This is a genomic window from Promicromonospora sp. NPDC057488, from assembly GCF_042802395.1.
GTDB lineage: Bacteria > Actinomycetota > Actinomycetes > Actinomycetales > Cellulomonadaceae > Promicromonospora.
Genome location: NZ_JBHVEG010000182.1, coordinates 1 through 12,651, shown reverse-complemented (window position 1 = coordinate 12,651; position 12,651 = coordinate 1). Strand labels below are relative to the sequence as shown.

At 72.1% G+C, this 12,651-nt stretch carries 16 protein-coding genes; 5 read left to right on the top strand and 11 right to left on the bottom strand.

The window, feature by feature from the left end; genetic code table 11:
• Positions 1-47: 47 nt before the first annotated feature.
• Positions 48-329 carry a DUF4229 domain-containing protein gene (locus ACFU5G_RS25340; RefSeq protein WP_377251081.1) on the bottom strand — a complete coding sequence of 94 codons (282 nt, stop codon included), beginning with the start codon at positions 327-329 and terminating at the stop codon, positions 48-50.
• 120 nt (positions 330-449) lie between these two features.
• Between ACFU5G_RS25340 and ACFU5G_RS25335 the strand changes: the two genes are divergently transcribed.
• Positions 450-836, top strand: a complete 387-nt coding sequence (locus ACFU5G_RS25335; protein ID WP_377251078.1) for a PLDc N-terminal domain-containing protein — start codon at positions 450-452, stop codon at positions 834-836.
• Positions 837-924: 88 nt separating this feature from the next.
• On the opposite strand, the gene ccsB is transcribed toward ACFU5G_RS25335, so the two are convergent.
• Genes ccsB through ACFU5G_RS25310 form a run of 5 tightly spaced genes read right to left on the bottom strand, consistent with a single transcriptional unit; the run spans position 925 to position 5,717 of the window.
• A complete protein-coding gene (ccsB, locus tag ACFU5G_RS25330) occupies positions 925-1,902 on the bottom strand; it encodes a c-type cytochrome biogenesis protein CcsB (protein ID WP_377251075.1) in 978 nt (325 codons plus the stop codon).
• Between the two features lie 2 nt (positions 1,903-1,904).
• Positions 1,905-3,671: a cytochrome c biogenesis protein ResB gene (locus ACFU5G_RS25325; protein ID WP_377251072.1), complete on the bottom strand. Its 1,767-nt coding sequence runs from the start codon at positions 3,669-3,671 to the stop codon at positions 1,905-1,907.
• A complete protein-coding gene (locus ACFU5G_RS25320; protein WP_377251069.1) occupies positions 3,671-4,474 on the bottom strand; it encodes a cytochrome c biogenesis CcdA family protein in 804 nt (267 codons plus the stop codon). Before ACFU5G_RS25320 ends, ACFU5G_RS25325 begins: the two co-directional genes overlap by 1 nt.
• Positions 4,474-5,070, bottom strand: a complete 597-nt coding sequence (locus tag ACFU5G_RS25315; protein ID WP_377251066.1) for a TlpA family protein disulfide reductase — start codon at positions 5,068-5,070, stop codon at positions 4,474-4,476. The genes ACFU5G_RS25320 and ACFU5G_RS25315 overlap by 1 nt, the downstream gene beginning before the upstream one ends.
• Positions 5,070-5,717 (bottom strand): histidine phosphatase family protein, encoded by a 648-nt coding sequence (locus ACFU5G_RS25310; RefSeq protein WP_377251063.1) that lies wholly within the window; start codon positions 5,715-5,717, stop codon positions 5,070-5,072. Before ACFU5G_RS25310 ends, ACFU5G_RS25315 begins: the two co-directional genes overlap by 1 nt.
• A 147-nt stretch (positions 5,718-5,864) precedes the next feature.
• On the opposite strand from ACFU5G_RS25310, the gene aqpZ reads away from it, so the two are divergent.
• Entirely contained in the window at positions 5,865-6,614 is a 750-nt protein-coding gene (gene aqpZ / locus ACFU5G_RS25305; RefSeq protein WP_377251060.1) for an aquaporin Z, read from the top strand.
• 96 nt (positions 6,615-6,710) lie between these two features.
• Here aqpZ and ACFU5G_RS25300 read toward each other — a convergent pair whose 3' ends face one another.
• Positions 6,711-7,223, bottom strand: a complete 513-nt coding sequence (locus ACFU5G_RS25300) for a MarR family winged helix-turn-helix transcriptional regulator (RefSeq protein WP_377251057.1) — start codon at positions 7,221-7,223, stop codon at positions 6,711-6,713.
• Positions 7,224-7,431: 208 nt separating this feature from the next.
• On the opposite strand from ACFU5G_RS25300, the gene ACFU5G_RS25295 reads away from it, so the two are divergent.
• On the top strand, positions 7,432-7,983 hold the full coding sequence (locus ACFU5G_RS25295) for a YceI family protein (RefSeq protein WP_377251054.1): 552 nt from the start codon (positions 7,432-7,434) through the stop codon (positions 7,981-7,983).
• A 128-nt stretch (positions 7,984-8,111) separates the two neighbouring features.
• Here ACFU5G_RS25295 and ACFU5G_RS25290 read toward each other — a convergent pair whose 3' ends face one another.
• Genes ACFU5G_RS25290 through ACFU5G_RS25280 form a run of 3 tightly spaced genes read right to left on the bottom strand, consistent with a single transcriptional unit; the run spans position 8,112 to position 9,755 of the window.
• Positions 8,112-8,759, bottom strand: coding sequence for a redox-sensing transcriptional repressor Rex (locus tag ACFU5G_RS25290; RefSeq protein ID WP_377251051.1), 648 nt, complete (start codon positions 8,757-8,759; stop codon positions 8,112-8,114).
• 60 nt (positions 8,760-8,819) lie between these two features.
• Positions 8,820-9,068 (bottom strand): glutaredoxin family protein, encoded by a 249-nt coding sequence (locus tag ACFU5G_RS25285; RefSeq protein WP_020016008.1) that lies wholly within the window; start codon positions 9,066-9,068, stop codon positions 8,820-8,822.
• A gap of 15 nt (positions 9,069-9,083) precedes the next feature.
• On the bottom strand, positions 9,084-9,755 hold the full coding sequence (locus ACFU5G_RS25280; RefSeq protein ID WP_377251048.1) for a Pr6Pr family membrane protein: 672 nt from the start codon (positions 9,753-9,755) through the stop codon (positions 9,084-9,086).
• Between the two features lie 77 nt (positions 9,756-9,832).
• Between ACFU5G_RS25280 and ACFU5G_RS25275 the strand changes: the two genes are divergently transcribed.
• Positions 9,833-10,627, top strand: a complete 795-nt coding sequence (locus ACFU5G_RS25275) for an HAD family hydrolase (protein ID WP_377251045.1) — start codon at positions 9,833-9,835, stop codon at positions 10,625-10,627.
• On the opposite strand, the gene ACFU5G_RS25270 is transcribed toward ACFU5G_RS25275, so the two are convergent.
• Positions 10,624-11,541, bottom strand: coding sequence for a LysR family transcriptional regulator (locus ACFU5G_RS25270; RefSeq protein ID WP_377251042.1), 918 nt, complete (start codon positions 11,539-11,541; stop codon positions 10,624-10,626). The two genes, ACFU5G_RS25275 and ACFU5G_RS25270, sit on opposite strands and share 4 nt — an antisense overlap.
• Positions 11,542-11,738: 197 nt before the next feature.
• Here ACFU5G_RS25270 and ACFU5G_RS25265 point away from each other — a divergent pair, with 197 nt between their 5' ends.
• Positions 11,739-12,554 carry an alpha/beta fold hydrolase gene (locus ACFU5G_RS25265; RefSeq protein ID WP_377251039.1) on the top strand — a complete coding sequence of 272 codons (816 nt, stop codon included), beginning with the start codon at positions 11,739-11,741 and terminating at the stop codon, positions 12,552-12,554.
• Positions 12,555-12,651: the final 97 nt, after the last annotated feature.

Genomic DNA, 12,651 nt, shown 5'->3' with positions numbered 1-12,651 from the left:
GCTCAGGTCACCAGAGGGACCTGAGCGTCTGACACGTTCTGGGAGGTTCAGTCGGTGCGGAGCTTCTCGTCGACCTGCGCGTCCTCGTGGGCGGCGTCGGCGTCGATCTTCGGAGCCGCGGCCCGCGCCGCGGCGCGACGCTCGGCCCGGTCGGCCATCCACCCCGTGGCGGCGTCCCGCGGCCTGCCCAGGGTCAGGTACGACACGGCGAGCGCGACCACGACGGCGACCACCGGGAGCAGCCAGCCCCGCAGGCCGACGAGGTACAGCACGCCGAGTGCCGCGGCTACGAGCGCGACGCGGAGCAGGGAGTAGATCACGAGGGGCACCCACCCATGGTAGGCCGGGCGGGGGTCACGACGGCACGACGGCGGCCCCACGGGCGACAACGGGGCGAACGTCACGTCAGGGGCTGCCCTGCCCGCGCCAACCCACCGTAGGCTGGGGGTATGCCTCGCGTACTCCTGATCTTGGTGATCGTCGGACTCATGGCCTACGCCCTGACCGATGTCTGGGGCGCGGACGAGGACGAACGTGCAGGTCTGCCCCGTTGGCTCTGGGTGCTCCTCATCGTCCTCCTGCCGCTGCTCGGCGCGATCTCGTGGATCGTGGTGCGGGTCAGCCGGCGGTCCGGCGCCGGCCCCGCCACGGGCCCCGGTTCCGGCGGCAGCCGTCCGACGCCGCCCCCGCGCCCCGGCCCGCGCCGTCCCTCCGGCCCCGTGGCCCCGGACGACGACCCGGAGTTCCTGTGGCTGCTGGAGCAGGAGAAGCGCAAGCGTGAGCGCGAGGCCCGCGGCCGCCAGGAGGCCAAGGACGACGACACCGAGTCCAGCTGACCGGCCCAGGCCGGAGACGCAAGGAAGGCCCGCCCCGAGAATCTCGGGGCGGGCCTTCCTGCATCAGCGGCTCCGCGTCAGCGGACCGTCACAGGCCCGAGTACGAGTGCTTCCCGTTGAAGATCAGGTTCACGCCGGTGAAGTTGAACAGCACGCAGGCGTAGCCGGCCACGACGAACCAGGCCGCGCGGGACCCGGACCAGCCGCGCGTGGTGCGCGCATGCAGGTAGGCCGCGTAGACCACCCATACGATGAAGCTCCAGACCTCCTTGGGGTCCCAGCCCCAGTAGCGGCCCCAGGCGTCCTCGGCCCAGATGGCGCCGCCGATGAGCGTGAAGGTCCACAGCACGAACGCGACCGAGTTCAGGCGGAACGAGAGCGACTCCAGCGCGCCGGGCGTCGCTGTGTGGTCCAGCCAGCCCCAGTGCCGGCTGCCGAGCATCACCGAGCCGTTGTCGCGGGCGTCGCGCAGGAGCTGCAGCACGGAGGTCACGAACGCGACGGTGAAGATGCCGGTCGCGCAGATGGCGACACCCACGTGGATCACGAGCCAGTACTTCTGCAGCGCGGGCTGCACGCCCATGGCCTCGACGAAGAACTTCTCCTGGGCCAGCACGAGGAACAGCACGCCGAGCCCGGACACGAACGCGCCGAGGAACCGCACGTCGCGCCGGGTGTTCACCCCGACGAACACGGCGACGGCCACGAAGGTGCCCACCAGCGCGAACTCGTACATGTTGGCCCACGGCGTGCGCCCGGCCGCGATGCCGCGGAGCACGATCGCGATCAGCAGCAGCGCCGCCGCCAGCCAGGTCACGGACATCCCGACCCCGGCGAGCTTGCGGCTGACCGGCGCGGCCGGCCCGGCGTCGTCCACCGGGGCGTCGACGGGCGCGTCCTCCACGCCCGCGCCGACGGCGACCTTCTCCCGGCTGCGGGCCGCGTCCCGCGCGTCGACCTTGGCGCCGGACAGGCGCGACAGGTCCACCGCGAACGCGATGAATCCGATGGCGAGCGCGGTCGCCGCCCCCCAGACCAGCAGCACGCTGAGGTTTGCCAGCTCCATGTTCAGTCCTTTTCCGATCCGGTCACGATGCGCGGTTCCTGAGGTTCTCGACGGGCGGCCCCGGGTTCGGGCTCGTCCCCGGTGACGGCCGCCAGTGCCCGGTCGACCTCGGCCTGGAGGCCGGCGTCGTCGCCCCGGGCGAGCCCCGCGACCTCGACCACCGTAGCGCCGTCCGGCCCGGTGTACGCCCGGGCCCAGACGCGGCGGCGCGGGGTGAAGAGCGAGATGGTGAGCCCCCCGAGCGCGAGCAGCGCGAAGACCAGGACGAACGCGAGCGAGGGGTCGTGCCGCAGGTCGAGGGCGACGTAGCGCGGCAGCTCCTCGCCCAGGGTCAGGGTGCCGAGCCCGTCCGGGAGCTCGACGGTCTCACCGGGGCGCGCGAGCACCTTGATGCGCTGCCCCTGGTCGTCGACGGCGGCCGTGAGGTTCGCCGTGTCGAGCTCGTACACGTTCTGCGGCGAGCCGTCGTCGAGGCCGAGGTCGCCCGTGTACACCTCGAGCACGAGCAGCGGGTCCACGGGCTGCGGGAACGCCGAGCGGGCGGACCCGTCCTCGTTCACCTCGGCCGTGGGCAGGAAGTAGCCCACGAGCCCGATCTGGTCGAGCCCGGCCGACACGTCCGGCACCTTCACGACGCCGCGGGACGTGTACATCGTGTCCTCGGGGATGAACGTGACGCGCCCGGAGAAGGCGACCGCGCCGTCGGCGTCGTGCACGGTGATCTCGGGGGCGAAGCCGTTGCCCTGCAGGTAGATCTTGGCGCCGTCGACGACGATCGGGTGGTTCACCTTGATCTGCTCGGGCCGCTCGTCGCCGGACGGCTCGGCCACCGTCACGTGCGCCGTGAAGTCGCGGGCCTGGGCGAAGGCCACGGTGTCGCTCGCGAACTCCGACTCGAAGCGGTCGAGCGTCATCGAGAACGGCACCAGGGACTCGGGGCGGAACCACGAGCCCTTCTCGAAGGTGTCGTAGTCGACGACGGCGTTGGCGAAGCCGCGGCCCTCGGTGACGATCGCCTGGCCGCGGTAGTGCAGCATCTGGCCCGTCGCCACGGAGACGAGCAGGCCCACCAGGGCCAGGTGGAAGACGAGGTTGCCGCTCTCACGCAGGTAGCCGCGCTCGGCGCTCACCGTCGCGGCGGCCGGGCGGACGCCGCGGGCGGCCTCCTCGCCCCGGTCCACGCGGAACAGCGGCAGCCAGGAGAGCTTGCCGCGCAGGCGGGCCGCGACGGCGTCGGCCGCCTCCTCGGGCGTGGCGTCGGTGGTCGCGGTGGCCTTGGCCGGGAACCGGTTGAACCGGGACGGGACGCGCGGCGGGCGGCCGCGCAGGGCGCGGTAGTGCGCCGCCGACCGCGGCAGGATGCAGCCCACGAGCGAGACGAACAGCAGGATGTAGATCGCGGAGAACCAGACCGACGAGTAGACGTCGAAGAAGCCGGCCTTGTCGAGCCACTCCCCCGCGGTCGGGTGGTCGGCGAGGTACTCGATGACGCCGGCGGCGTCCTGGTTGCGCTGCGGCAGCACCGACCCGGGCACGGCCGCCACGGCGAGCAGCATGAGCAGCATGAGCGCCACGCGCATGGAGGTGAGCTGGCGCCACATCCAGCGCAGCGTGCCGACCAGGCCCAGCGTGGGCGCGTTGGGCCGCTGCCGCTTCTCGTCGGACGACGGCGCCTCCGGCGCGGGCTCACCCTGCGTGAACTCGTCCGCGATGCCCTCGGGGACGTACGTGCCTTCCCTGCTGTCGCTGCTGCGGGTACGGCCGGCCATCAGATCACCGTCTCGAATCCACCGATCCAGAGCTGCATGGCCCCGGTGATCTTGGTCCAGAGCCCGGTGACCAGCAGCAGACCGACCAGCACGAGCATGCCGCCGCCGATGCGCAGCGCCGCGAGGCGGTGCTTGCGCAGGAAGTCCAGCATGCGCTCCGAGCTCTGCAGCCCGAGGGCCACGAGCAGGAACGGCACGCCCAGGCCGATGCAGTAGGCGACGCCGAGCAGCGCGCCGCGGCCCGCGGACGCCTCGTCGATCGCGAGCGCCTGCACCGCGCCCAGGGTGGGGCCGATGCAGGGCGTCCAGCCCAGCCCGAAGACGACGCCGAGCAGCGGCGCGCCCCACAGGCCGGCGCGCGGCGTCAGGTGGAACCGGGCCTCGCGCTGCAGGAACGGGACGGCCCCGAGGAACCCGAGGCCGAGCAGGATCACCACGGCGCCGAGCACGCGGATGATCACGTCCTCCCAGCGCACCAGGTAGGCGCCCAGCCCGCCGAACGCGGCGCCGAACGAGACGAACACGACGGTGAAGCCCAGCACGAACAGCGCGACGCCGCCGACCACGCGGCCGCGGGCGGGCTTGGTGCGGGTGCTCACGATCCCGGGGGTGGTCCCGGCCGAGGCGGCCGCCATGCTGCTCACGTACCCGACGTAACCGGGCACGAGCGGCAGCACGCAGGGCGAGGCGAACGAGACGAGGCCCGCGAGCAGCGCCACGGGCACCGCCAGCAGCAGCGACCCGCTGAACGCGGTGCTCGCGAAGCCGCCGCCGACGGCGGTCGCGATCGAGCCGGCGAGCATCAGGCGGCCTCCGCCAGGACCTCGTCGATGAGGGACTCGAGCGTGGAGTGCTCGGCCTGGCCGATGACGCGCGCGGCCACGTTGCCCTCCTGGTCCAGCACCACGGTGGTGGGCACGGCCTGCAGCGGCACGACGCCGTTCAGGCCCGCGATCACCTTGCCGCTGCGGTCCTCGATGCTCGGGTACGGCACCTCGAAGGTGCGCTGGAACGCCTGCCCGGAACCGGCGTCGTCCTCGGTGTTGATGCCGAGGAACTGCACGCCGTCCTTGGTGTTGGCGAGCTCCACGAGGTCGGGGGCCTCCGCGCGGCACGGCGCGCACGAGGCGTACCAGGTGTTGACGACCACCACGTCGCCCGCCCAGCCGGCGGTGTCGACGTCGTTGCCCTCGAAGTCGGTGCCCGCGATGGTGACGGGCCCCTTGCGCTCCCCGACGTCGTACGTCTGGACGGAGCCGTCACCGGAGACGTACCCCTGCCCGACGACGTCGCCCGCGCCCGAGTCCTCGGAACCGCACGCGGCGAGCGAGACGACCAGGCCGAGCACGATGCCGACGACCACTACCCATTGGACCGCCTTGACGGTCTTGCCCCGCATCACGCGCCGGCGACCTTGCTCGCGCCGTCGTACAGCTCGGCCGCGGGTTCCGAGTAGTGCAGGCCCACGAACCGGTCGTCCTCGAAGCGCAGCGACGTCAGCGACGCGAGGTTGCACTGCCGGTTGCGCGGGTCGTGCCAGAGCGTGCCGCCCTCCAGGGCCCGGCGGGTGAGCCAGATGGGCAGCTGGTGGCTGACCAGCACGATCTCGTGGCCCTCCGCAGCGCGGCGCGCGTCCTGCACGGCGCGGCGCATGCGCTCGACCTGCTCCGTGTAGGGCTCGCCCCATGACGGGCGGAACGGGTTCCACATGTGCGGCCAGTTACGGGGGTTCTTCAGCGCCCCGCCGCCGGGTCCGGACACGGCCAGGCCCTCGAACCGGTTGTCGGCCTCGATGATGCGGTCGTCGGTCGCGAGCTCCAGGCCGAAGCCCTGCGCGACGGGGGTGGCCGTCTCCTGCGCCCGCTGCAGCGGGGACGCCACCACGTGGGTCACGTCCCGGCCGGTGCTCGTCAGGTGGTCGGCGACGATCTTGGCCATCGCCTGGCCACGGTCGGACAGCCGGTATCCGGGCAGGCGCCCGTACAGCAGGCCGTCGGGGTTGTACACCTCGCCGTGACGCAGCAGGTGAACCGTCGTGGAAACCATGACCCACAGTCTCCCATCCGACCCTGGGTGCCCGTGACCTCCGGCGAGTGTGCATTACGTCATCTCGCGCCGATCCGGTTTCGCGGACCTACATTCGGCGGAAAGGTTTCGCCATGAAACCGTCGGATGCAAGCAAGGGGGCTCCACATGAGTGAGACAGCATCGCCTGCCATGTATGCGCGCCTGGGTGCCGAGGCGCTCGGCACCTTCGTGCTGGTGCTGGGTGGTTGCGGTACCGCGGTGTTCGCGGCCAACTTCCCCGACGCCGAGACCAACACCGTGGGTGTGGGCTTCCTCGGCGTCGCCCTGGCCTTCGGCCTCACCGTGGTGGTCGGCGCGTTCGCGCTCGGCCCCATCTCGGGCGGGCACTTCAACCCGGCCGTGACGCTGGGGCTGGCGGCGTCGGGCCGGTTCTCGTGGAGCGACGTGGGCGGTTACGTCGTGGCGCAGCTCATCGGCGGCGTGCTCGGGTCCAGCGTGCTCGCGCTGATCGCGCTGGGCGGGCCCGACGGCTACTTCGACGCCGCGCGCGAGTCGGGCTTCGCGGCCAACGGGTTCGGCGAGCACTCACCGGACGGGTTCGGGCTCGGTTCCGCGATCCTCACCGAGACCGTCCTGACCGCCGTCTTCCTCTTCGTCATCCTCGGCGCGACGGCGCGGATCGCGTCCCCCGGCTTCGCCCCGCTGGCGATCGGCCTGTCGCTCACGTTGATCCACCTGGTCTCGATCCCGATCACGAACACCTCGGTGAACCCCGCCCGCTCCGTGGCCACAGCGATCTACGCCGGGGGCTGGGCGTGGGGCCAGCTCTGGGTCTTCATCGTGTTCCCGATCCTGGGCGGCCTGCTCGCCGGGTTCGCGTACCGGCCGATGTTCAGCCGCGTGCTGACGGAGTAGGCCGTCCACCCCGCGCGCGTGTCAGACGTACAGGTCACCTGGGTGACCTGTACGTCTGACACGGGGTTGGCGTCTGACACGGGGTTGGCGAGGCGGTCAGTCGCAGTGGGCCGTGAGGCCCTCCTCCGTGCCGCCCGAGACCTTGGCGGACTCCGCGACCTTGGCCATGATCCGGCCGAGCGCCGCGAACTCCTCGGGGTCCAGGGCGTCCACCAGGATCCGGCGCACCGCGGCGACGTGCCCCGGCGCCGACGTCTCGAGCGCGGTGTAGCCGGCGTCGGTCATGGTGCAGTTGACCCCGCGCCGGTCGCCCTCGGCCGCCTGCCGCGCCACCAGCCCGCGCGCCTCCATGCGGGCGACCGTGTGCGTGAGCCGGCTGCGCGACAGCACCAGGCCGTCCGCGAGCGTCGACATCCGCATGGTGCGCTCCGGCGCCTCCGAGAGCTGCACCAGCAGGCTGTACTCGCCGAGCGAGAGGTCGAGGGACCGGTCGTGCACCGCGCCGAGCGCTTCCACGAACCGGGCGGTGCCCTCGAGATAGTGCCGCCAGGAGCCCTGCTGGTCCTCCGTCAGCCAGAGGTCGGACTCCTCGATCGTCTCCGCTGCCACTTCGCCCACCGCCTTCGTGCTCGCCGAGCTGCCAGGAGGGTGCCCCGGCGCCCCGGTGCCGCCGTCGTCCCCCGGCACCGATGTGATCTGCGACGCTCCGAGCGCCCTCTAGGAATACGTTACGGGACCCGTTATGTTGGAACGCATCAGATCTAGTTGATCCCTCAACTATCTACCTCAACCGCCGCACCCACAAGGAGTCCCCCTGATGGCCACCCCGCTCCCCGCTGGTCTCACCACCGGCACGTACGACATCGACCCCTCCCACACGGCTGCCTCCTTCTCCGTCCGCCACGCCGGCATCGCGAAGGTGCGCGGCAGCATCGCGGTCACCTCGGGCAGCATCACGGTGGGCGAGGACCTGGAGTCGTCGAGCGTCACCGCCGAGCTGGACGCGGCCTCCGTGAGCACCGGCGACGCCGGTCGTGACGGCCACCTGAAGAGCGCCGACTTCTGGCACGCCGACGAGAAGCCGACCTGGACCTTCTCCTCGACCAGCATCAAGGCCGACGGCGACGACTACGTCATCCTGGGCGACCTGACCATCAACGGGATCACCAAGGGCGTCGAGCTCGAGACCGAGTTCACCGGCACCGCCAAGGACCCGTTCGGCAACGACCGCGCCGGCTTCGAGGCCAACCTCGAGGTCAACCGCAAGGACTTCGGCCTCACGTGGAACGCCACGCTGGAGACCGGTGGCTTCCTGGTGGGCGACAAGGTCAAGATCACGCTGGACGTCAGCGCGATCGCCAAGGCCTGAGCCACTCCCCCTGTCGCCGGGTAGGCGGCGCTCCTGATCCTGGTTCAGCAGGCTCCGGACGACCATCATCCTTAGGGATGCGGCCGCCCAGGGCCTGCTGAACCAGGATCAGTCGTTTCCGCGGCAGATCAGACCGCGGCGGCGCGGGTGGCCGCGTGGAACGCCAGGATCTGCAGCTCGCCGCCGACGTCGACGGAGCGCACCACCACGTCGTCCGGCACCTGGAGCGCCACCGGCGCGAAGTTCAGGATCTCCCGGACGCCGGAGCCCACCACGGCGTCGGCCACGTCCTGGGCGCCGTGGCCCGGCAGGGCCAGCACGACCATCGAGACCCGCTCGCGCTCGATGACGTCGGCCACCTCGCGCACGTGCTCCACGGTCACGCCGGCCACCCGCGTGCCGACCACCTCGGGCGAGGCGTCGAGCAGCGCCACGACCTGGAAGCCGCGGGTCGCGTACCCCGAGTAGTTCGCGAGGGCGTGGCCGAGGTTTCCGATGCCGACGATCGCCAGCCGGTGCTCCGTCTCGAGCCCCAGGGCCACGGTGATGTAGGAGGCGAGCGACTCGACGTCGTACCCGACGCCGCGCGTGCCGAACGAGCCCAGGTACGAGAGGTCCTTGCGCAGCTGCGCCGAGCTCACGCCCGACCGCTCGGCGAGCTCCGTCGAGGACGTGAGGTCCACCCCCTCCGCCGCGAGGTCCCGGAGGGCACGCAGGTAGTAGGGCAGCCTCCCCACGGTTGCCGCGGGGACTGTCCCGTCACTGAGCTCGACCACGTGCTGCTCCCCTCCCCGCGACCACTGTGTCGCGGGCGTACGCACACACTGCCTGGACGATCATGCCAGGAGGCGGGCAAGGCGCGCACCGTCCACGCGCCAGAAACCTTGCTGGATCCCGTCCACCTCGAGCACGGGCACGTACTCCCCGTACTTGTCCCGGAGCTCGGGCGTGCTGTCGATGTCCACCTCGCGCCACCGGGCCCCCGAACTCTCGCACACCTGCACGACGACGGCACGTGCGTCCTCGCACAGGTGGCACGCCTCGCGTGTGTACAGGACGACCCGGGTGTCGGCAGCGGTGGTCACGCCCCCGAGGTTACGTCACACGCGGGGCGCCGAACGGTCGGTGTCCGGCAGCCGCCCGTCCGCCCAGCGGACGCCCCAGGCCAGGACGAGGAAGACGACGGCGACGATCGCGGAGTTGGTCACCGCGCCGGCGTACCCGAGCACGTTCACGTCGAGGAACGGGTACGGGTACCAGCCCGTGACGGCCCCGCGGACGAACGTGTAGACCAGCCACGCGACGGGGTAGACGACGGACCACCACACCGTCCGCGCGCTCACGCGCGGCCGCGGCCCCACCAGCAGCCAGGCGACGACGGCGAACACCGGCGCCAGCACGTGCAGCATCACGTTCGACACCATGCCGGCGCCCGTGAGCTCCACGAGCCCCCGCAGCACCGTGTTGTAGACGATGCCGGTGACGGTGATGCACAGCAGGGCGTCGAGGCGCAGCACCCGGAACAGCGGACCGTCCCGGCGCGGGTCGAGCGCGAGCGCGAGCGACACCCCGCCGATCAGCAGGTTCGACTGGATCGTGAAGTAGCTGAACAGCCGGACGATCCGCTCGGCGTGCGTGGGGGCCAGCCCGGCGCCCCCGGTGAGGGCCACGACGAGCTCGATGCCGAAGCCGCCGAGCGCGAGCACGGCGACCAGCAGGTGGAGGAATCGCGCGAGGGTGGCTCGCTCCGGTGTCCCGTAGTCGTGCGTCACCCCCCGGTTTTACCACGGTTGCTCATGCTTGCCCCATGGCAACTTGTGGGGTGCGACACGCGGATAGAGTGACCTCCATGCCGTCGACGCACCCCTCGTCCGCCACCGCGGCGTTCTTCGACGTCGACAACACGATCATCCGCGGTGCGAGCGCCTTTCACCTGGCCAAGTCGGCGTACCAGCGCAAGTTCTTCGGTACGCGGGACATCCTCCGGTTCGCCCTGATCCAGGCGCGGTACCTGCTCTGGGGCGAGAACCGGGAGGAGATCGACCAGGTGCGCGACCGCGCCCTCTCGCTCATCGCCGGCCGCAGCGTCGCGGAGATCGCCACCCTCGGCGAGGAGGTGTGGGACGCCGTCCTGTCGCTGCGGATCTACCCCGGCACGCGCCGGCTGCTCGACGAGCACATCGCCGCCGGCCACCAGGTGTGGCTGGTGACCGCCACGCCGGTCGAGATCGCGCAGCTCATCGCCCGCCGGCTGGGCGCCACGGGCGGGCTCGGCACGGTGGCCGAGCACAAGGACGGCTTCTACACGGGCCGCCTCACGGGCGACCTGATGCACGGCCAGGCCAAGGCCGACGCCATCGTCGAGCTCTCCGCGACCCAGGACATCGACCTCGACGAGAGCTACGCCTACGGCGACTCGCTCAACGACCTGCCGATGATGCGGTCCGTGGGGCACCCGTGCCCCATCAACCCCGACCTGCGCCTGCGCCGGCACGCCCAGGAGGTCGGGTGGCCCATCCGCGAGTTCCGCGGGCGGTCGCAGCGGGCGGCCGGGCGCGGGGTCCGGACGGCGTCGTGGGCCGGCGCGGCGTGGGTGCTCGGCCTGGTGCTGCGGGCCGCCCGACGCCGGCTGCGGGGGCACTAGCCGGCCTGTTCGCCGGCGGCACCGGTGGTGGCCGCGCTCGCGGCGGCTTCGGCGGCCGACGCGAAGGTGCGGATCAGCGGGTTCTGGTCCGCCGTCCGCCAGGCGAAGGCCCACTGGCAGGCCGGCGCGTCCCGGACCGGGACGTAGACGAGGCCCGGGCGCGAGTAGTAGCGCGCGGCCTCGGCGGCTGCGGCGACGACGGCGTCCCCGCTCATCACCGCCTTGAGCTGGTCGTCCCAGCTCGTGACGAGCGGGCCGCGGGCGACCAGCCGCCCGGACGGGGTTCGGAATGGCTGGAAGGTCTGCTCCATGGAGGCCGGGATCGGCGAGTCGTGCGACACGAAGGTCAGGTCGCCGAAGTCCTCCAGGCCGATGGACTCGCGGCCGGCGTACGGATGGGTCGCGACCATGGCCACGACGATCGGTGACGTGTGGGTGATGCGGCCGACCGTGAGGTCGGGCTCGCGCACCGGCAGCCACACGTGGGCCACGTCGACCTCGCCGGCCCGCAGCGGGGTGAGCGGGTCGACGGGGTTGATGTCGCGGTGCTGGAGGCGGACGGTCGGGTAGCGGTTCCGGAAGTCCGAGATGACGTGGTCGATCATCCAGCCCTGGATGCCGATGGTGCCGAGCGTGAGGGTGCCCGTGACGTCGCGCGCGGCGGCCGCCGCCTCCTCGATCGCGTCCGTCATCTGCTGGTAGGCGGGGCGGAGGCTCTGGTACAGCCGGTCACCGGCCGGGGTGAGCCGGACCGTCCGCGACGTGCGCTCGAACAGCGCGGTGCCGATGCGGCGCTCCTGCTTCTTGATCACGTGGCTGACCCGGGACGGGGTGACGTGCAGCCGCTGGGCGGTCCGCCCGAAGTGGAGCTCCTCCGCCAGGGTCAGGAAGATCTCGATGTCCCGCAGCTCCATCGCAGTCCCGTCGCCGTCGTGAACCAGACGCTCATCGGCGCGTCCGCGCGGCGCGCATCAATGACCCGGCGGGCAACGCTACCTTGCCGGACTCGCCGTTGATCCCGTGGGACGCCGGGAGCAGGCTGCTCGGTGCCGCACCGCCGGCAGCCGCCGAACAGCACCGTTTCGCGGCAGGCCCCCAGAAAGAGGAAGTCATGACCATCGAGCACCCCACCTGGTCCGGCCTGGTGCCGATCGACGACACGGCCCTGGCCGTGACCGACACCGGTGGCACCGGCACCCCGATCGTCTACCTCAACGGCCAGTTCGCGACCCAGGGCTACTGGCGCCGGACCATCACCGAGCTGGGCGACGAGTGGCGCCACATCACCTACGACGAGCGCGCCCGCGGCCGGAAGTCCCGCACGTCGGCCGACTACTCCTTCGAGACCGCCGTGCGCGACGTCGACGCCGTCCTCGCCGCGCGCGGCGTCGACCAGGCGCTGGTGGTGGGCTGGTCCTACGGGGCGTTCATCGCCGCGCACTGGGCCAGCCGCAACCCGCAGCGTGCCCTCGGCGCCGTCCTGGTCGAGGGCGCGGAGCCCAACGACTGGCTGGACGACGCCCTCGAGGTGCGGATCCGCAAGCTGTTCCGGCTGCTGACCCCGGTCACCTGGCTGCTGCGCCCGACCGGCCTGACGCCGCGGCTGAGCGCCGCGCAGCAGGCCGAGAGCAACATCGAGCTCGGCAGGATCGCCCGGGAGAGCGCCCTGGGCCCGGTGCTCGACGCGATCGCCGTCCCGACGCGCTACGTGCTGGCCTCGGGCGCGTCCCTGGGCAGCAAGGGGGACGAGCAGGAGAAGATCCGCGCCAGCCTCGACCCGGCCCTCGAGCGCAACCCGAACCTCGGGATCAGCGCGAAGGTCGCCAGCAACCACGACTGGATCCTGCGCAAGGACTTCCGCGCCGTCGCGGACGCCGTCCGCGAGGTCGCGTCCCTTGCCCCCGAGCGGTCGCCCGAGGCCCGGTAGCCCTAGGCCCGCCGGCCCGGCCGCCGGGCGCGGCCGGCCCTCCCCGGGAACGAAGAAGGCCCGGCCCCTCGAGGGGCCGGGCCTTCTTCGTTCCCGG